This window comes from Fictibacillus nanhaiensis (genome assembly GCF_023715445.1).
In the GTDB taxonomy this organism is placed as follows: domain Bacteria; phylum Bacillota; class Bacilli; order Bacillales; family Fictibacillaceae; genus Fictibacillus; species Fictibacillus nanhaiensis_D.
In genome coordinates, this window is record NZ_JAMBOD010000001.1 from 802,302 (window position 1) to 822,438 (window position 20,137).

General features: G+C 39.5%; 18 protein-coding genes and 1 pseudogene. 2 read left to right on the forward strand and 17 right to left on the reverse strand.

Annotated elements, in window-relative coordinates; all coding sequences use genetic code 11:
• Position 1: 1 nt before the first annotated feature.
• The 4 genes and pseudogenes from M3196_RS04240 to M3196_RS04255 all read right to left on the reverse strand — a co-directional run bounded on the left by M3196_RS04240 (position 2) and on the right by M3196_RS04255 (position 5,592).
• Positions 2–514: an adenine phosphoribosyltransferase gene (locus M3196_RS04240; RefSeq protein WP_251320985.1), complete on the reverse strand. Its 513-nt coding sequence runs from the start codon at positions 512–514 to the stop codon at positions 2–4.
• Between the two features lie 20 nt (positions 515–534).
• On the reverse strand, positions 535–2,886 hold the full coding sequence (gene recJ, locus M3196_RS04245; protein ID WP_251320986.1) for a single-stranded-DNA-specific exonuclease RecJ: 2,352 nt from the start codon (positions 2,884–2,886) through the stop codon (positions 535–537).
• 72 nt (positions 2,887–2,958) lie between these two features.
• Positions 2,959–5,173 (reverse strand): annotated as a pseudogene (secDF, locus tag M3196_RS04250) (protein translocase subunit SecDF).
• 164 nt (positions 5,174–5,337) lie between these two features.
• Positions 5,338–5,592, reverse strand: a complete 255-nt coding sequence (locus M3196_RS04255) for a post-transcriptional regulator (protein WP_251320987.1) — start codon at positions 5,590–5,592, stop codon at positions 5,338–5,340.
• Between the two features lie 99 nt (positions 5,593–5,691).
• On the opposite strand from M3196_RS04255, the gene spoVB reads away from it, so the two are divergent.
• Positions 5,692–7,242 (forward strand): stage V sporulation protein B, encoded by a 1,551-nt coding sequence (spoVB, locus tag M3196_RS04260; RefSeq protein ID WP_251320988.1) that lies wholly within the window; start codon positions 5,692–5,694, stop codon positions 7,240–7,242.
• 19 nt (positions 7,243–7,261) lie between these two features.
• Here the strand turns inward: spoVB and M3196_RS04265 are convergent, their stop codons facing one another.
• Positions 7,262–7,921 (reverse strand): DUF421 domain-containing protein, encoded by a 660-nt coding sequence (locus tag M3196_RS04265; RefSeq protein WP_251320989.1) that lies wholly within the window; start codon positions 7,919–7,921, stop codon positions 7,262–7,264.
• A 185-nt stretch (positions 7,922–8,106) separates the two neighbouring features.
• On the opposite strand from M3196_RS04265, the gene M3196_RS04270 reads away from it, so the two are divergent.
• Positions 8,107–8,496 carry a TIGR04086 family membrane protein gene (locus tag M3196_RS04270; protein ID WP_251320990.1) on the forward strand — a complete coding sequence of 130 codons (390 nt, stop codon included), beginning with the start codon at positions 8,107–8,109 and terminating at the stop codon, positions 8,494–8,496.
• 31 nt (positions 8,497–8,527) lie between these two features.
• On the opposite strand, the gene yajC is transcribed toward M3196_RS04270, so the two are convergent.
• From yajC to nadB, 12 genes are all read right to left on the reverse strand, one after another.
• Positions 8,528–8,797, reverse strand: a complete 270-nt coding sequence (gene yajC / locus M3196_RS04275) for a preprotein translocase subunit YajC (protein WP_251320991.1) — start codon at positions 8,795–8,797, stop codon at positions 8,528–8,530.
• A gap of 24 nt (positions 8,798–8,821) precedes the next feature.
• Positions 8,822–9,964 (reverse strand): tRNA guanosine(34) transglycosylase Tgt, encoded by a 1,143-nt coding sequence (tgt, locus tag M3196_RS04280; protein WP_251320992.1) that lies wholly within the window; start codon positions 9,962–9,964, stop codon positions 8,822–8,824.
• Between the two features lie 15 nt (positions 9,965–9,979).
• Positions 9,980–11,008: a tRNA preQ1(34) S-adenosylmethionine ribosyltransferase-isomerase QueA gene (gene queA, locus M3196_RS04285; RefSeq protein ID WP_251320993.1), complete on the reverse strand. Its 1,029-nt coding sequence runs from the start codon at positions 11,006–11,008 to the stop codon at positions 9,980–9,982.
• An 18-nt stretch (positions 11,009–11,026) separates the two neighbouring features.
• Entirely contained in the window at positions 11,027–11,218 is a 192-nt protein-coding gene (locus M3196_RS04290; RefSeq protein ID WP_251320994.1) for a DUF2905 domain-containing protein, read from the reverse strand.
• Entirely contained in the window at positions 11,215–12,216 is a 1,002-nt protein-coding gene (ruvB, locus tag M3196_RS04295; protein ID WP_251320995.1) for a Holliday junction branch migration DNA helicase RuvB, read from the reverse strand. Before ruvB ends, M3196_RS04290 begins: the two co-directional genes overlap by 4 nt.
• Before the next feature lie 13 nt (positions 12,217–12,229).
• Positions 12,230–12,823, reverse strand: coding sequence for a Holliday junction branch migration protein RuvA (ruvA, locus tag M3196_RS04300; protein WP_251320996.1), 594 nt, complete (start codon positions 12,821–12,823; stop codon positions 12,230–12,232).
• Positions 12,824–13,032: 209 nt separating this feature from the next.
• The gene (locus tag M3196_RS04305) at positions 13,033–13,620 is read right to left on the reverse strand and encodes a YhcN/YlaJ family sporulation lipoprotein (RefSeq protein ID WP_251320997.1); all 588 of its coding nucleotides are present in this window, start codon (positions 13,618–13,620) and stop codon (positions 13,033–13,035) included.
• Between the two features lie 71 nt (positions 13,621–13,691).
• Positions 13,692–14,678, reverse strand: a complete 987-nt coding sequence (locus M3196_RS04310; RefSeq protein ID WP_251320998.1) for a phosphotransferase — start codon at positions 14,676–14,678, stop codon at positions 13,692–13,694.
• Positions 14,671–16,443, reverse strand: a complete 1,773-nt coding sequence (locus tag M3196_RS04315; protein ID WP_251320999.1) for a LysM peptidoglycan-binding domain-containing protein — start codon at positions 16,441–16,443, stop codon at positions 14,671–14,673. The genes M3196_RS04310 and M3196_RS04315 overlap by 8 nt, the downstream gene beginning before the upstream one ends.
• Before the next feature lie 136 nt (positions 16,444–16,579).
• A complete protein-coding gene (gene nadA / locus M3196_RS04320; RefSeq protein ID WP_251321000.1) occupies positions 16,580–17,677 on the reverse strand; it encodes a quinolinate synthase NadA in 1,098 nt (365 codons plus the stop codon).
• Positions 17,655–18,512 (reverse strand): carboxylating nicotinate-nucleotide diphosphorylase, encoded by an 858-nt coding sequence (gene nadC / locus M3196_RS04325; protein WP_251321001.1) that lies wholly within the window; start codon positions 18,510–18,512, stop codon positions 17,655–17,657. Before nadC ends, nadA begins: the two co-directional genes overlap by 23 nt.
• Complete coding sequence (gene nadB, locus M3196_RS04330) at positions 18,466–20,049, reverse strand: L-aspartate oxidase (RefSeq protein WP_251321002.1); 1,584 nt, start codon at positions 20,047–20,049, stop codon at positions 18,466–18,468. The genes nadC and nadB overlap by 47 nt, the downstream gene beginning before the upstream one ends.
• Positions 20,050–20,137: the final 88 nt, after the last annotated feature.

Below are 20,137 nucleotides of genomic sequence, written 5' to 3' on the forward strand. Positions count from 1 at the left end.
CCTAGTATTGGGTTAAAGTGAAAATATCATAACCAGAAAGCTTTTGACGTCCATCTAGATATGTGAGTTCGATCATGAATGCAATTCCTGCAACAATTCCGCCAAGTTGTTCTACAAGTTTAATCGTTGCTTCGATCGTTCCTCCAGTAGCCAGCAAATCGTCTGTGATTAATACCTTTTGTCCTGGCTTAATAGCATCTTTATGCATCGTAAGAACATCTTTTCCGTACTCAAGACCATAATCTACTTTGATTACTTCACGCGGAAGCTTGCCTTCTTTACGAACCGGAACAAATCCCAGTCCTAGTGTGTATGCAACTGGACAGCCCACAATAAACCCTCGTGCTTCAGGTCCAACAATTACATCAACATCTCTTTCTTTTGCGTATTCCGCAATATCGTCCATCGCTTTTTTGTAGATTGCTCCGTCTGACATAAGAGATGTTATATCTTTAAAGCGAATGCCTTCGATCGGAAAATCATTTACTACTGAAATATACGGCTTATAATCCATGAATCTTTGCCTCCCGAAAATTACAAACTGGCTTTTGACCTTGTTTGCTCTATAAACCAACTTTTTAAAGAATGATAAGATGAATAAACGAGCTGATTTTCAATGTCCGCCTGTTCAAACTTTTTCTGGTACGTTATTGAACTCTCCAGTTCTCTTTTACCTGGTTTACTGTTTATTGTAATTACACCATCGTCTATTGTAACAAAATCCAGCTCAAAAAACACCTGTGACATAAAATCTATTGTTTCTTTTGACCAGCCTTTCCATTTTGCAAGTTCTGTTCCATCTTTCCTAACATCAAACTTCTTCCTTTTGGCCAAAAATCCGTAATACCATTTAAAGTGGTCTCTTGTTGGCAAGGTTGTAAAAAAGTGGTCTGTATTTTGGTGAAATACGGCATAGATCCTTGCGGGTTCACCTTTTGTTTCAAGAATTTCTCTAAATTCCGATATGGAAGGCGGAACATCTAGAAATACAATATACTTATCCCGAAATGAATTTTCTGGTAGTTCTGCCAGATCTTCTCCCCTTAATGTTTGCGAAGATAATGACTTCAAGCCTAAATCTGTTAATGTCTGCACGCTATATACAATAAATTGTGTTTTTGCTTTTGGCAGATCAAGTAATCTATTGCCTGCATCTTTTAAACCGCGATAATCAAAAAGCTGAAAATGAGAAATCGCTAAATCTTCAAGAAGCATTTGAGGTTTTCTGTATCCGTTCCATTCATTCAGCTGAATTTGGCCGACAATTGAGAGAATAGAGTAGGGTGTCATCTCAGCCAGCAGACTGCCTTTTTGAAAACCGATGCAGTCAAGAACAGACATCTCTCCATTTCCTACTTGTAATTTTAAATGGTTTGACTGGCTGCCTATTTTTTTCATCTCCCGGATAGGCACCTGATCAATCAATACCCTAGGGTGTGGATTTCCTACTCCAAACGGAGCAAGAGTACTAAGCAATTCTACAGTATCCAATGATATCTCATCCAACGATGCTGTAAGATCAACCATTGTCACAGGCAGAAAATCTTCTGGCTTTAAAACTTTTTTAGCCTGTCTGATCAACCGTTCTCTTAACTCATCAACGTCATGCAGTGACAAAGTCATGCCTGCAGCCATTGGATGACCCCCAAAATGAGGTAAGATATCACGTGATTCAGACAGATTTTCAAACATATCGAAACCTTGTATGCTTCGCGCAGAACCTTTCGCAATTCCTTTTTCTGGGTCTAAGCATAAAACAATCGTCGGACGGTAAAATTTCTCGACTAGCCGTGAAGCAACGATTCCAATCACTCCAGGGTTCCAGCCCTCTTTCGCAAGAAGCAGTACCTCATTCTCTTCAGGCGGGAAATTTTCTTCCACCATCGCGATCGCTTCTTTCGTAATATCGTTTACGATTGCTTGCCGTTCCTTATTAACAGAATCTATTTCTTCGGCAAGCATAGCTGACTGCTCCCGGTCATGTGTTGTGAACAATTCCACAACCGGCATTGCTGATCCTAGCCTTCCGGCTGCGTTCACGCGCGGGCCAATAGCAAAACCGACATCTTCTGCAGTTAATTCTTTTTCATATAGACCTGATATTTTTAAAAGTTCCTGTAAACCAATCTTATCTGTTTTTGATAGAGCCTCTATTCCTAGCTTGGCTATCATTCTATTTTCATCTACTAAAGGAACAAGATCTGCAATCGTTCCTATACATGCAAAATCAAGTAGATGAAGCGGCGGGTTTCCGTGGAGTGCATGGGCCACTTTAAAAGCAACACCAACACCAGCAAGACCTGAAAAAGGGTATGTACATCCAGGCTTCTTCGGATTAATAATGCTATATGCGTCAGGAAGAACAGGTGGCGCTTCATGGTGGTCAGTAATAATGAAATCAAGCCCAATCTCCTTCGCAACAGCTGCTTCATGAACAGCAGAAATCCCGGTATCAACTGTAACTACAAGGGTGTACCCGTCTTCCTTTGCTTTCCTTAAGGCTGGCTCATTTGGTCCATATCCTTCTGTAAACCGGTTTGGAATATAATAATCGAAATTTGCTCCTAGTTCTTTAAGTGCATAATACATGACAGTAGTACTGCTTACACCGTCAGCATCATAATCCCCAAAGATAAGGATTTTTTCATTTGATTCAACCGCTTTATGTATCCGTTCAACACTTTCTTTCATACCATCTAACAAAAATGGATCATGAAATTGATTAGAATCTATTTTCAAAAAAGCTTGAGCTTTCTCTATAGAATCTATTCCTCTTATTATTAATAGATTTGCAATCAATAGTGGAATATTCAATTCTTGTGACAACCAATTCGCCTTTTCTTCCGAAGTTTCTTGAATCTTCCACCTCGTTCTTGGCTCCAGCATAAAAATCACCTCTTAACCTATTCATTATACAAAACAGGATAAGAGGTGACAATTTATGAATCGATATTTCGTTTAGATTTCAGGTTCTGCTTCGACAGGACGTGCCTTTTTATTTTTTAATTGGCGTGACTTAAGTACATACCAGAGTTGTGAAGCAATAAAGATGGAGGAATAAGCTCCAAATGCTAACCCGATCAAAAGGGCAATAGAGAAATTACGGATTGAATCAGCACCAAAAATCAACAAAGCTACCGCTGCAATAATAACTGTAAGAACTGTGTTAATGGAACGGCCGAGCGTTTCATGGATACTTCTGTTTACAATCTCAGCCAGTTTTTCTTGTGTTTTAACTTTTTCATGCTTCATGTTCTCACGAATACGGTCGAACGTTACAATCGTATCGTTAATGGAATAACCGACAATTGTGAGTATAGCCGCAATAAACGGAAGATCCACCTCGATGCGTAGAATACTGAATACCGCAATAATCATAAAAGCGTCATGAAGCAATGCAGTAACGGCTGATAATGCCATCGACCATTCAAATCGGAAAGCCACGTAGATTATAATACCTACAGAAGCTATCAAAACTGCGATCAGTGCATTTTGAGCAAGTTCACGCCCTACTGTTGGCGTTACCGTACTTACACTTGGCGGCTCACCGTATTTATCTTGAAAGTGTGTATTCAATTTCGCGATTTCTACTTTTGAAAGAACGCCTTTAAAAGCTACGTTAGCTTGGTTATTATTTTTCCCTGCAAGCACAACAGATTCAGGTTCCAAACCTAATGACTTAAATTCTTCTTCCACTTGTTCATTCGTCAGTGTCTCGTTCGCTTGAATATTCACGCGTGATCCGCTTTCGAAATCTATGCCTAGCTTTAAGCCAATCGTTAGCAAGAAGATGATTCCCGCAACAGTCAGGAGAGCAGAGATAATAAAGTAAAGGTTTCTGTTTTTTACAAAGTCGTAATTAAAGCTCACGGATGTCACTCTCCTTTACACCGAACAAACCTGGCTTTTTATCCATTAGACGAGATTGTACCCATAAGCCCAGGAATAGTCTTGATCCAAATACAGCAGTAATAAAACTTGCCAGTACTGAAATAATTAAAACTAACGCAAATCCTTTTACAGAACTTGTCCCATATGCAAATAAAACGGCTGCTGCAAGAATGGTTGTAATGTTTGCATCGAAAATTGTTGTAAACGAGCGGCGGTTACCAGCCTTAAATGCACTTAATACAGATTTTCCGCTTCGCAGTTCTTCCTTAATTCGTTCATATGTGATGATGTTAGCATCAACAGCCATACCTACTCCTAAAATAAGGGCAGCAATACCAGGCAATGTTAAAACGCCGTTCATCAAATAGAAGATGGCCAAAATCAACCAAATATAGATGGTTAAAGTTAAAACTGCGATAATTCCTGGTACACGATAGAAGATCAGCATGAATAAGAAGATTGCAGCTATACCAATAAAGCCTGCTAGAATCGTTTCATCCAACGCTTTTTCTCCAAATTTGGCACCAACTGATGTGGAATAGATCTCATCTAGTTTTACAGGAAGTGCTCCTGCGTTTAAGATCTTCGCCAGACTTTGTGCTTCCTCTACTGAAAACTGACCCGTTATCGTAACGTCACTCTGTGTAAGAACTTCATTTACATAAGGAGCAGAAATATATTTAGGTTCTTTGCCTGCCATCTCTTTTTTTACTTCTTCTTTAAAAGAATCCCCTTTTTCATAATCGAGCCAGATGACAAGGCGGTTTTCACCTTGCGGCTTACGCTTAAGGATCTCTTCTGTTACTTTTGCAAACTTATCCGCATCTTTCAGCTTTAAGGAAACGATCGGTTTATTGCTATTAGGTTCAAACGTTTGCTTTGCTCCGTTCCCTTTTAAGTCAGAACCATCTAGAAGCACTTTATCGTCTACATCACGAAACGTTAATTCTGCTTGAGTAGACAATAATTCACGGGCTTTGTTTTGGTCAGATACCCCAGCCAGCTGAACACGGATCCGGTTATCACCTTCAATTTGTATTTCAGGTTCAGAAACACCAAGTACGTTGATACGGCTATTTAATGCTTCTACTGTACTTTTTAACGTTTCTTCTGTAACCTTTTGACCCTTCTTGACTGGTTTTACTTCATAGAGTACTTCAAAACCACCTTGAAGGTCGAGTCCAAGCTTTGTCCCTTTTACAATCTTTTCTGTTGTAAGCCCTATAAGAGCGGCAAACATAAGAAGCACCACAAAAAAGATAACGATCTTACTTCTTTTTATCACTTCAAGAAACCTCCTTCATGCTGCATCAAAAAACAACATAACTATGTATGAGTACAAATACTAATCCTTCCCATTATAGCGATTGTTGTTTTTTTCTGTCAATTTGTCCTGGAAATATTCATAAATAAAACATAAAAATAAAAGTGGCGCATAGTCCACTTTTACTTTTTAACGTCCTCTGTATACGATTGGATAGTCAGCCAAGTCATAAAATCATTAAGTGATAGAGACAAAATGTAATCAACCAGTGTGTGCAGACGAGGATCCTCTTTCTTTTTCTTTAACCTGGCCAAAACACACTTCCATATTTCTTCTTCAGTTACACTTTCATACCCCATATAATGAAATTCTTCTTTTTTACTCTTTACCGCCGGCTGAACTTCGTCTTTCCATTCTGTAAAATGAATGTTTTCCATGTTCGCTCTCCCCTTTCGATATGAAACAAGCTGTCATGACGGTTCATGTATCGTGCATATAGTGAAGTATGAGATTGTCCCAGGAAAGGACAGGTTAATATGACTAAACAAACACTCGTACAAGGTACGTTATTGCTCATTTTAGCAGGACTCATCACCCGGATTCTTGGATTCGTAAACCGAATTGTTATGGCCAGGGTTATGGGACACGAAGGTGTAGGGCTCTACATGATGGCAGTCCCGACATTTTTGCTTGCTGTAACTTTAACCCGGTTAGGTCTTCCTATCGCTATTTCGAAGCTTGTAGCAGAAGCTGATGCTACGGGAGACCGGTCAAAGGTTAAAAAAATATTAATTGTGTCCTTAGCGGTTACAGGAGTTTTAAGTCTCGTCATAACAATAGGGTTATTTATTGCCGCACCTTTGTTAGCAAAACACTTCTTTACTGACGATCGGACGATATGGCCATTACTAGCAATTGCACCCGTTGTTCCGGTTATTGCAGTTTCCTCCGTTTTGCGCGGTTATTTTCAAGGCCTTCAAAATATGAGGCCATCTGCTTATTCACAAGTAATTGAACAAGTTGTGAGAATTGCACTTGTTGCCTTGCTCACAGGATTATTTCTTCCTTATGGTGTGCATTTTGCTGCAGCGGGCGCCATGATTTCCGTAATTATAGGGGAACTGGCATCCCTTTTATACATGTTTTCCATGTTTAAAGTTAAGAAAACGATGCGGATTCGCAAAGGGTTCTTCAAACAGCTAAAACAAGGGCATCAAACATTAAAGGATTTATTGAATATTGCACTTCCTACAACAGGAAGTCAACTGATTGGCTCTGTATCTTACTTTTTTGAACCGATCGTAGTCGCTAACAGTTTAGCCATTGCAGGAGTTACAACTGCAGTTGCAACCGCTCAATATGGAGAACTGGCAGGTTACGTCATACCTTTATTATTTTTACCCACATTTATTACCTATTCGCTTTCTGTTTCTTTAGTCCCTGCCATCAGCGAGGCCAATGCACAAAAAAAATACCATCTTATTGAGCATAGATTAAACCAAGCATTAAAACTGTCCATGCTATCAGGCGGCATTGCTGTTATTATTCTATACGTTTTTGCTGTGCCTATCATGGATTTAATGTACAATTCTCCTGCATCAGCTTCTTATGTAAAAATCATGACACCTTTTTTCTTTTTTCTTTATTTCCAAGGACCGCTACAAGCTGTACTTCAGGCGTTAGATCTTGCAAGATCTGCTATGATTAACAGCTTAATTGGAGCAGTAGTAAAATTGGCAGCCATTTTTGCGCTCGCAACTCGTTCAGAATTCGGCATCATGGGTGCTGCACTCGCTATCGTAATAAGTATTGTTGTTGTAACACTACTCCATTTTGCTACTGTTATTAAAGCCATAAGTTACACAATAGTAGTAAAGGATTTTGCTTTTTGTTTGTTCTCAATCTTTATTACAGGAGCAGGAGCGGTTTACCTTTACCGATTTATGATGCCGCAGTTCCCGCCCATTCAGGGACTTATTTTTTGTGTTTCCGCTACTTGCGCCATTTATTTATTCACACTGATCTTCTTTAAACTTCTTGGAAAAGAAGATCTTAAACATATCCCTATCATAAAACGATGGGTTTAAAGCAGCCATGTTGGCTGTTTTATTTTTTTTCATTTTTTTCGTCCACATACAATGAACCATCCTCATTCAGTGTACAAAATGATATCCCTTTAATATCTTTAAATCCCGCTTTTTTTAGTTCCTGTCTAAGCCAAAATCCAGTTTTATTAACTTTTTCTAAATTATCTTCAAGTACTTTTCCGTCGAGAACGAGTGGCAGTATCATCTGTAGCGGGCTATTGTCTGTATCTTCATGCCTCTTAATAACTGACAGTTTTCCTGTTGTCTCCAAAACACCAAATTCCACTTCATTCAGGCTTCTAATATTATTTTCCCTTAATTGCGTTAGCAGGTCATCAAAGTTATAACGCTGTTTTCGCATTTCTTGTTCGTCAACTTTTCCTTCTTTTATAATGATCGAAGGCTTTCCGTCAACCAGCTCTCTCATTTTTCTGCTCTTTAAAGAAATGATTGCCAGAATAAGCTGTATTCCCAGCAAGACAAATATGGAAACAAGGGAATTTACCATTGGGATTTTGGGGTCCTCAATTGAGATAACGGCTAGTTCAGCAATCATAATAGATATTACAAAGTCAATAACTGATAATTTCCCTATTTCTCGTTTACCCATCATACGAAAAACAACAACAATTAAAAAATATATAAAAAGCGTTCTAAAGATGATCGTATATAACTCCATAAATTCCCCTCCTTCCATATTATTTTCTTTGTTAGTGTGGCACAGATATGAAAAATAATAATACGAAGGTTTTGCCAAGTATTGAAATTATGGAAAGTAGAGGGAAAAATCCATTGCTTGTACTTCTATTTTTAATTACGGATGAATAAAGTATATAGAAAGCTTGCAGGATAAGGAGGATTAAAATGGGGATTAAGCATATGTTTTCTTCAATGGGACGCGGTTTGGCAGCCATTCTTCTTATGATTATGGTTTGCAGTTTAGTTCTTTCACTTTTATTGCGATTTACTGGCCTGACAGAGCCCTCTCTAAAATGGGTAACAATTGGATTATCCTTTTTATCTTTATTTATCGGGGGACTTATATCAGGGAAAAAGGGACAAAGCAAGGGCTGGCTGCTGGGTGGTGGAACAAGTCTTCTGTTTTCATTTCTTGTTTTTCTTATACAATATTTAGGCTATCAAAGCACATTTAACTCATCGCAATATATGTATCATGGTCTGTTCCTGGTATTAGCGATGATTGGAGGAATTATGGGTGTTAATTTAAGCAGCCACAAACAATCATATAAATAAGACCCGTCTAAGGACGGGTCTTACTTTTTCATTATAGTGCAGCTTCTTCTTTTACTTCACGAATAGCATTACGGTCAAATGTTAATTTAGCTCCATCATTTGAACGAATAACTGCAATCGTATCATCAATACTTTCCAATGTACCGTGCATACCGCCAATTGTTACAACCTTGTCGCCTTTTTTCAGATTTGACTGCATATCTCTAACCGCCTTTTGTCTCTTTTGCTGTGGACGGATAAGCAGGAAATAAAAAATAGCAAACATAAAGATAATCGGTAATAAACTTTTAATTGCATCCATTTTTTCTTCACCCCTTTCAATTAGTTAAAAATTACGTGCGTTCGGTTTATTAAAACCATACATTTCAAAGAATTCATTTCTAAAATCAAGAAGCTTGTCTTCCATGATTGCTTGTCTGACTTGCTTCATTAAGTTTACCAAAAAATATAGATTATGGTAACTTGTTAATCTAAAACCAAATGTTTCGTTTGCCTTCACAAGATGACGGATATAAGCTCTTGAATAAGTACGGCACACATGACAGTCACACTTCTCATCGATCGGACGGAAATCACGTGCATATTTTGCATTCCGAACCACAAGTCTTCCTTCACTTGTCATACAAGTCCCATTTCTAGCAATACGTGTAGGGAGTACGCAGTCAAACATGTCTATGCCGCGGATAGCACCGTCGATCAAAGAATCAGGTGAACCTACACCCATCAGATAACGCGGTTTATTTTCAGGCAAGTAGGGTGTGGTAAAATCCAGAACCCGGTTCATCACATCTTTTGGTTCTCCGACAGATAACCCTCCTACCGCATAACCAGGAAAATCTAAGGAAACTAGATCACGGGCACTTTGCTTTCGAAGCTCTTCATATTCTCCGCCTTGAACAATTCCAAACAATGCTTGATCTTCAGGACGAGCATGACCTTTTAAGCAACGTTCTGCCCATCGGCTTGTCCGTTCTACAGATGCCTTCATATATTCATATTCTGCAGGATACGGCGGGCATTCGTCAAAAGCCATCATTATATCAGAACCAAGAGCATTTTGAATTTCCATTGCCCCCTCAGGACTTAAGAATAACTTTTCACCGCTCAAATGATTTCTAAAGTGAACCCCTTCTTCTTTTATCTCTCTTAGATCACTTAATGAAAAGACCTGAAAACCACCCGAATCAGTAAGAATAGGCCGATCCCAATTCATAAAGGAATGCAATCCGCCTGCTTCTTTTACGATATCATGTCCTGGTCTTAACCATAAATGATACGTGTTGCTTAATATAATCTCTGCGCCTAGTTCCTTTAACTCTTCGGGACTCATCGTTTTAACCGTCGCCAGGGTCCCTACAGGCATAAAAATAGGAGTTTCAAATGACCCATGAGGTGTATGAACCTTCCCTAGCCTTGCACCTGACTGTTTGCATGTTTTTATTAATTCATAGGTTACAGCTGGTTTCATTTAAGAAAATCCCCCTTAAAGTATAAGCATCGCATCACCGAAACTGAAAAAACGATACTTTTCTTTAACGGCTTCATTGTATGCTTCCATCACAAACTCTTTAGTTGCGAATGCACTTACCAACATAATTAACGTTGATTTTGGCAAATGAAAATTAGTAATTAGTCCATCGATAGCTTTAAATTCATAACCTGGATAAATAAATATATCTGTCCAGCCGGAATCTTCTTCAAACCTTCCGTTAAAATTATTTGCGACGGTCTCAAGTGTACGGGTGCTTGTTGTTCCAACAGTAATAATCCGTCCACCTGACTTTTTTACATGGTTTAAAAGTTCCGCAGTCCCTTTACTAACCTGGTAAAACTCCGTATGCATATCATGCTCAAAAATATTATCAACGCTAACAGGCCTGAACGTTCCTAAACCTACGTGCAGAGTTATAAAAGTCACATGAACACCTGACTCTTTAATCTCTTCGATCATTTCGGACGTAAAATGCAACCCTGCCGTTGGCGCTGCGGCTGATCCTTGATGTACAGCATATACAGTCTGATAGCGGTCTTTTTCTTCAAGCTGTTCTTTTATATACGGGGGAAGCGGCATCTGCCCGAGTTCATCAAGCAGCTCATAAAAAATTCCTGAGTAGATAAATTTCAAATGTCTCCCGCCATGTTCACTTTCACCCACACAAACTGCTTTTAACCTTCCATCTCCAAAAGTGATCTCAGTTCCATTTTTTATTCGTTTAGCGGGTTTTACAAGTGTTTCCCAGGTATCTTGACCTTCTTCTTTTAAAAGCAGAATTTCAACTTTTGCACCAGTATCCGTTTTTTGGCCAAAAAGTCTGGCAGGAAGAACGCGTGTATCATTCAAAACGAGGCAGTCTCCCTTTTTTAAGTGATTCCTCAAATCATAAAAATGCTCATGAGATATTTTCTTTTGTTCTTTATTCAATACCATCAGCCTGGAGGAAGCTCTGTTTTCCAGTGGTGTCTGTGCAATTAATTCTTCAGGCAGATAGAAATCAAAATCATTTACTTTCATTGATATTATTCCTGCTTTCTATTTAAATCGTCCAATAATCATAAAGATGAGAGAAAGAACAACACTGATGATGATGGAAGTCATTATCGGAAAATACACAGTTGTATTTCCTTTTTTAAATACCATATCGCCAGGTAGCTTTCCGATAAACGTACCTATTAATCCTATAATAATAAGGACAATTCCTGCAATAATAAAAAGCCGGTTCATTCAGTGGAAGCCTCCAGTCCAAAATAATGATAGGCCTGTTCAGTTACCATTCTCCCTCTGGGTGTCCGCTGCAAAAAACCAATCTGAAGAAGATATGGCTCATAAACATCTTCAATCGTCATAGACTCTTCCCCAATAGTTGCTGAAATGGTCTCAAGACCTACAGGACCACCTTTGTATGTATGAATGATCCCTAGTAATAATTTATGGTCAATATGATCCAAACCTAAACGGTCAACTTGAAGAAGCTCCAATGCTTTTTGACAAATAGGCAGTGAAATCATATCTTTGCCTTCTACCTGGACAAAATCACGCACTCTTCTTAACAGCCTATTTGCTATCCTGGGTGTTCCTCTTGATCTTCTTGCAATTTCTTCAGCAGACATATCATCAACCCTGATACCAAACACATCACCTGTCCGTCTTACGATTTCCCCAAGTTCATCAGGTTTATAATACTCCAGTCTAGCCATAACCCCAAATCGGTCTCTAAGCGGTGCAGACAGTGAACCTGCTCTTGTTGTCGCGCCTATAAGGGTAAAAGGAGGAAGATCTAACCGTACAGATCTAGCTACTTCTCCCTTTCCGATCACTATGTCTAAACAGAAATCTTCCATAGCTGAATACAATATCTCTTCAATTGCACGTGAAAGCCGGTGAATCTCATCGATAAACAGTACGTCTCCTGGCTCAAGTGATGTCAGGATCGCAGCCAGATCCCCTGGACGCTCTATGGCAGGTCCGCTAGTCGTACGCAAATTAACTTCCATTTCATTTGCTATTATCGACGCAAGTGTTGTCTTCCCAAGACCTGGAGGACCATAGAGCAGTACATGGTCAAGGGGTTCATTACGCAGTTTTGCTGCTTTAATAAACACACGCAGGTTATCCTTTACTGATGATTGACCAATATATTCATCTAATGCTTCCGGCCGCAGACTTAATTCCATAACCGCTTCATCCTGACGTTCTTCTGAAGAAACAATTCTCTCTTCCATACAATTCACGTCCTTATGAATTCATTAACTTCTTAAGAGCTGCTTTTACATACTCATTTGCAGACATTTTTTCTTTCTTAAGTTCTGGAAGCACTTTTTGAATTTCCTTTCTCCCATAACCCAGAACGGTAAGAGCCTCTATCGCTTCATCTAGCTCATCACCGCTTGTCTGAACTTCTGCAAAGAGACCTTCTGTTATTTCTGCGTCAGCAAAAATAGAAAGTTTTCCTTTTAAATCCAAAATGATCTGACGTGCTGTTTTTTTACCAACACCAGGAAACTTGGTTAAAAACTTTTCATCCTCATGCTCAATCGCATTAACAACTTGTATTGGCTGACCGAATGCAACAATAGCCAGTGCTCCTTTAGGACCAATTCCTGATACATTTAATAGCTTTAAAAATAAATCCCGTTCTTTACGGTTAATAAACCCATACAATGCAAGAACATCTTCTCTTACATAATGATACGTGTACACACTTCTTTGTTCGTTTAACTTATATATAAATGGGTTCGGACAAATCACTTTATATCCAATACCGTTATTATTAATGACAACGTATTCCGCAGTTATGTAATCTACATTCCCCGTAATGCTTTCTATCAACTTTTTCTCTCCTTAGACGCTTAAACCGAGCGTATGTTTCTATCTCATATTGTAACACAGCATATCCTCTAATTCCTTATAAAAAGCGAAAATGAAACATCGTTGAATCCATAAAGAATTACGACGATTAATCTAATAGCAGAACGGTCGAAGGATTAGCCGGTTATCAATGAACAAAAAAGAGAACAGTTTAACCTGTTCTCTCATATCTAACGATTATTTTCGAAAGGACGTTTTATCGCATTACCAAGATTGCTGCCTGCATCTACAATGTCGTCCATGATTCCACGTACATCGGTTTCTACTTCCGTGTAGGCACGGCCATCACGCAAGTCATTATCAACATTTTCAATGCGGTCTACGATCTTTTGATCTGAAACAACCTTTACTTCACGGTCTGGTGCGATCTTAGCTGTGGTTTCCCTGACTTTTTTGGTCAGTTGTTCCTTTTTATTTTCATCCGTGTCTACTCCTACAATGACGGTGTTATCCTCAAGAATAACGTGAACATCGTCTACACCACGGATGTCATTCACTTTTTTTGCGATACGTTCAGCAAGTGCACCGTTATAATCCTCATGGTAAGTTGAGGTATGATCATTAACATCTCGATCTGCCATATCTGAGATGAATCCGCTTCCTCTGTCAAGATCACCACGATTATCTCCCTCATTCGTGTAGTATCCTATAGGGCGAACATCATTGTCATACTTGTCTTGGGATTCATTAACTCCGTTACAGCCTGCAAGACCTCCCGCGAGTATTGTAAAGGCGAGTGTTTTCACTATCGTTTTCAATGGAAAAACCTCCTTTCACCTATAGGTTGGCAAGAGGAGGCTTTAATTAATCTGTTAAATGTAGGATAGAATCATTCGATCTTTTTTATTATTCGATCCACAAATTTTTTTCTGTGGGAAAAATCACGCAGCGTAAACTTTGTAACACCTTCGATCATGTCCTGATCCCCGGATTTTAACGCTCGATTCCATTCCCGATATAAATCTGTCGGAAAAACTAAACAAATAACAAACCATTTTTTCCCAAACCATTTAAGGTAATCCTGGTTACCTATTTCCTCCATTTTCGAATAAGACCAATAATAAAATGGCAGAATACGGTTTGCATACTGCAGCCAATCATAAGCTTGAGGAACTGCAGCAAATAAATCAAAATCAATTAGATAAGCTTCTCTTGACTTTTCTTTATTCAGGACAAAATTATGCGGAGCAACATCGCCATGGGTTATTTCTTTTCTTTTATATGCTTTTCGCTCCAGGGATTCAACGGCAGAGTGATCAAAATGTTCCAAGCTCCACTTTCCCCACATAAGAATATCAGCAAGCAATGGCTGCATATCTCTGCTCCATTTAGCATTTCGGGCATAATATTTAAACGTTTCATATCGTTCACTCCACTTTTTATAGAGTGAATATGAAGAAAGGTTATTGTAAATATTCGATGGGATATTTTTAGAAAATGAATGAAATCTGCTTATGGCATTCATTCCAGCTATTACATCTTTTGGATTTCCAAAATGAAGCTCTTCTCCTTTATAAAAAGGCATGATTGCCCAATAGTATTTACCAAATTCAACATAACGTTTGTTATTCGGAAAAACTGTGTAAGTGCCCATAATTCTAGGTTTTTCGCCTTTATATAATTTTGAAAGCTTCAGTTGCTTTTGACATGTTTCCAGACGGTGAAATCCTTTAAGAACGTATTTGCCCTGGGGTGTCTTAATCCAGATTACATTTTCACGAAAAAATCCAAAGTCAATAATATCAAGACCTGACTCTTTCATTTTTTTTAAAAAAAGACGATCTCCTTGGAAACCGTCTTTATTCTCCCTATTCATTCTCTTCCGGTTCCTCCGCATGATCTTGTTCAGAGTTGCGAGATTGTGCCTGTGAATAAGGATTTGGCATATTATACATATCATGGCCTTGTGGCATCATGCCCATCTGACCCATCTGAGGGATCCCTGGCATCATACCCATCTGGCCCATCTGAGGGATCCCTGGCATCATACCCATCTGGCCCATTTGCGGTGCTCCGCCATTTTGAGGCATCATGCCCAATTGTGGAGTTCCTCCATTTTGAGGGATTCCCATTTGGCCTAATTGTGTCATGTCCGGCATCATGCCCATCTGACCCATCTGAGGCATGACTGGCATCATGCCCATCTGGCCCATTTGGCCCATTTGCGGCATGCCTGGCATCATACCCATCTGACCCATTTGCGGCATGCCCGGCATCATACCCATCTGACCCATTTGCGGCTGGCCAGGCATCATACCCATCTGACCCATTTCCGGCTGGCCAGGCATCATACCCATCTGACCTATTTGCAGCTGGCCCGGCATCATACCCATCTGACCCATTTCCGGCTGGCCAGGCATCATACCCATCTGACCCATTTCCGGCTGGCCAGGCATCATACCCATCTGGCCCATTTGCGGCATTCCTTGCATGATACCCGTTTCACCAGTTTGCATGCCCATCGGTTGGAATCCTTGTAGAGACTGCTGTCCAGGAGTATACTCACCTGCAGGCATCATATCCATGTCGGAATCAGGAAATTCACCAAACGGCATTCCGCCTTGCTGCATTCCTGAAACACCTTGTTGACCGCTTTGAGGATAACCTCCTCCATATAACTGCGGCATTCCGCTAAATCCCTGCGGCGGCATCATTCCATAACCTTGCGGGATAGGTGAATATGTTTGCGGTTTAGGAAACATTGGCGGCATTGAACCATACATATTTTGCATCATTCCAGAGGATTCTTCCATCAGGAATGGATGCTCATTTGGCGGATAGTTGTCTTTTCCTGAAGGATATAATCCGTGCTTACCAGGAACATTAGGCTGATTAGCTATGTTTGGCAGATTTCCTATGTTTGGCTGATTAGCTATGTTTGGCAAATTGGCTTTGTTGGGCTGATTAGCAGTATTTGGTAGGTTCGCCATGTTGGGCTGGTTTGCTCCGCTTGGATAACCCATTGGAATATACTGACCAAGATTAGAAGATTCCATCATACCTGCAAAATCTTTACCATGTAATGGTGCCATTGGCTGTTTCATTGGGGTTATCATTGGTGCCTGATACGAATCTTTTTTCATTGGGGTTATCATTGGTGCCTGATACGAATCTTTTTTCATTGGTGCATCTTTATGATCCATTTTTGGCGGTGAAGGCTTCATCGGTGCAGGCTTCATATCCTTCTTTGCTGGCGATGGCTTCATATCCTTCTTTGCTGGTGCTGGCTTCATTTCCTTCTTTGCTGGTGCTGGCTTCATTGGTGCCGGTTTCATCGGCGCTGGCTTCATTTCCTTTTTTACAGGTGCGGGTTTCATCGGTGCAGGCTTCATCGGCGCTGGTTTCGGCACCGGTTTTGGTGCTTCTTGAACCGGAGCTACCGGCTTTGGCTGCTCTTTCTTAATCGGTGCTTCTTTTTTCATACCTGGCATTTTAATAGGGATCTTTATTTTTTCCCCCCGCTCAATTACGTCTGTTCTAGAAAAACCAGGATTTGCTTTTCTTAGTTCATTTACTGGAACATCATATTTTTCAGCTATTTTGTCAAGTGTGTCCCCTTTTTGCACAATGTGAATTCTCACGCTGCAAAACTCCCTCCTGCCAAATTTCCTTACAGTATATGAACATTTGGGCATATTGCTACATCTTATTGAAATGTCATTATTCCTTTATCACTTTATGCCTGTTAAAAGGAGTATATGACAGAAGGGGTTGGCACTACATCATGCGGTTTAAGGCTAAAAGAGCGTACTTTTTTGTTTCCTCATCTACAGAAATAATATTCTCTATTCTGCCTTGTACGATATTTTCAAGTGACCATAATAAATGTGGAAGATCAATTCGATTCATCGTTAAACACGGGCAAAGATTTGGATTTAAAGAAACAATCTCTCTATCAGTATATTGATCTGCAAGCCGGTTCACTAAGTTCATCTCTGTTCCAACCGCCCATTTTGTACCAGGTTCAGCATTCTTTATTGTTTCAATAATGAAATGAGTAGAGCCGTTTAGATCACTGGCTCTTACAACCTCGTGAGTACATTCTGGATGCACAATGATTTTAAATTCAGGCTGATTTTTTCTGAAGTCATCTATTTGTTCAACTGTAAATTTTTCATGTACCGAACAATGGCCTTTCCATAAGATTACTTTTATTTGTTCAAGATTTTCTCCATCATAAATTAATTTGTTCTGAATAGGATCCCAAACAGCCATATCCTCCAGGGATATACCAAGATCGAATGCTGTATTTCTTCCGAGGTGCTGGTCGGGCAAAAATAATAATCTTTCTTTTTGTTTAAATGCCCAACTCACCATAGCTTTTGCATTTGAAGAGGTAACCGTAGCCCCGCCGTGTTTGCCGCAAAACGCTTTTATGCCAGCTGTTGAGTTTACATACGTTAACGGCAAAATGGAATCTCCAAAAATATCGGAAAGTTCCTTCCATGCTCTTTCTGTTTGATGGATATCCGCCATATCTGCCATAGAACATCCTGCTTTTAGATCTGGCAAAATTACCGTTTGATTTGTACCACTCAGCATATCAGCCGTTTCGGCCATAAAGTGCACACCACAAAATACAATATAGTCCGCTTCATGATTCTCTGCTGATATTTTAGCAAGCTGCAAAGAGTCTCCTGTAACATCAGCAAATTGAACGACCTCATCTTTTTGATAATGATGAGCTGGTAAAAATAATCTATTTTTTAATTGATGCTTGATTTCAAGTATTCTTAACTCCATTTCAGATGAAGTCATTTTAAAATAACGGTCAGGAATAACTGTTGTTTTATTAAATGTTTCTAGAATAGTCATGTTTAACTGCTCCTTTTACAATCAGACTAATATCAAGAGCTTGGTAGGAATGGGTTAAAAATCCTAACGACAAATATTGAACTCCTGTCCTGCTGTACTCATCTATTGTTTCTAACGTTATACCACCAGAAGCTTCAGTAATGATTGCTGGCGGTACATGAGTGAGTCGATGCTTGATTTCTTCAGGCGTACAGTTATCAAACATAATAATATCTGCACCTGCGTTTGCAGCTTCTATTACCTGCTCTTCTGTTTCGGTTTCAATTTCAATTTTTATGGTATGGCCAAATTTTTCACGGGCTTTACTTAAAGCTTCCGTAATAGAAGAAAAACCTGCTAGGTGATTTTCTTTTAACATAACGGAGTCATACAATCCAAAACGGTGATTATACCCGCCTCCACAATGAACAGCATACTTTTCAAGCATCCTTAAACCAGGTGTTGTTTTCCTTGTATCACAAATCCTCGTTCTCCCTTCGGCAAGTTTAACCGCTTTATTTGTTATTGTGGCAATTCCGGAGAGACGCTGCAGCAAGTTCAAAATGACCCTCTCTCCTGATAGGATACTTTTTCTTTTCCCTTGAATTTCGGCTAATTTCATACCAGCTTCGATTAAGTCACCATCTTTCACGAAGATCTCTGTTTTTATATCTATATCAATTAATTCATATCCAAGATGTAGAACCTGTTGTCCTGCAAATACACCATTTTCTTTAGCTATAATTGCAGCAGTAACTTCTGTTTCATCATCGAAAAAAGACACTGATAAATCCCCTGTTCCAATATCCTCAATTAAAAACTCTTGCAGCTGCTTTTTTAGCAATAAGTGATTCATCTTGGAAAACACTCCTTTTAATCCTTTTTTGTTCCCATTCTTTTTTACTATCAGGGAAATCTGTTCGATAATGACTGCCTCTGCTTTCTTTCCTTTTCATACAGCTAGTTACAGTCAGCCAAGCCATTGTCTGCATATTAAATCTCTTTACCGCAGAAAATGGCTGATTAAGTAAGAATGGTCTTAATGTTCTAGGCTGTAAAGCATCTTCTGCCGTTTTCAAACCGTTCACCTGTCTGCAAATTCCTGCATGCTTATCCATTAATGATTGAATGGTTTTTACTTCAAGCAACTCATCTTCGTATATACAGTTTTCTGATGAGAACCATTCAAAAGAAGGCATCGAGGAGCTCTCAGTCCTTTTTTTATCGGTACTTAAGATGTAATCTGCTGTTTCTTTAGCAAACACAGCACCTTCAAGTAGCGAATTGCTTGCCAGCCTGTTCGCTCCATGTACCCCTGTATTTGCACATTCCCCAATTGCGTATAGACATTGAAGTGATGTCCTGCCAAATTGATCCGTTATAATCCCTCCCATCGTAAAGTGGGCTCCTGGCGAAACAGGAATCAGACCTGTTTCTATAGAGATTCCGGCTTTTTGACACAGTGAAGTAACACCTGGAAATTTTCTTTTAAAATGACTGATGCCTCTGATATCCAAATAAACCTTTTCGTTGTTGTTATGAATCTCTTCGAATAACCTTCGCGATACAATATCTCTTGGTGCCAGGTCTTTCAATGGATGAACACCGTCCATTATTAAAGCTCCGTTTGATTTTGATAAAATCCCTCCTTCACCCCTTACAGCTTCAGTAATCAATGCAGACTCATTTTTATCTTTCATGATTGTCGGGTGAAATTGCACAAACTCTAAATCTGAAAGTTCTACACCCGCCCGGTAAGCCATACAAATGGCACTGCCATCTGAACCATACTTATTGGATGAAGCAGCATAGATGCCCGCATATCCTCCTCCAGCCAAAATCGTGTGCCTTGCTTTATAGATTTTGAGACTTCCATCCTCATCTTTACAAAAAGCACCATAGCAGATGCCGCTTTCTACTAGTAAGTCGATAGCATATTGACCTGTTTCAACCCTTACTCGATTTATGACCCGATGAATTAAAGCTTCCATCACCTTCCTGCCTGTCTGGTCTCCTCCAGCATGAACGATACGGTTTCGGTGATGACCTCCTTCTTTTCCAAGCAAAAGCCGGCCATTATCATCCCGGTCAAAAGAAACACCCCATTCAGATAGGGTGTTTATTACATTGTGGCCTTCTCTTACAAGCTTTTCAGTCTTTCTTCGATCATTATGAAATTGGCCTGCTAGAAGCGTATCTGATAAATGTGCCTGCCACGAATCTTCCTTAGTAATCACGGCAGAAATCCCGCCTTGTGCCATAAAAGAGTTTGAATGTTCAATTTTCGACTTTGTGATAACTATCACATTCTTATGCGAACTTAAATATTCAGCAGCCATCAACCCAGCGATCCCACTGCCAATTATTAATACTTCAGTTTCAATAATCTCCATTTAACAAAACACCTCGACTTTACATGTGTCTTGACACCTATATTTACATAGAATTACACTTGTTACAAGTAGATTTTTAAAAAATTTG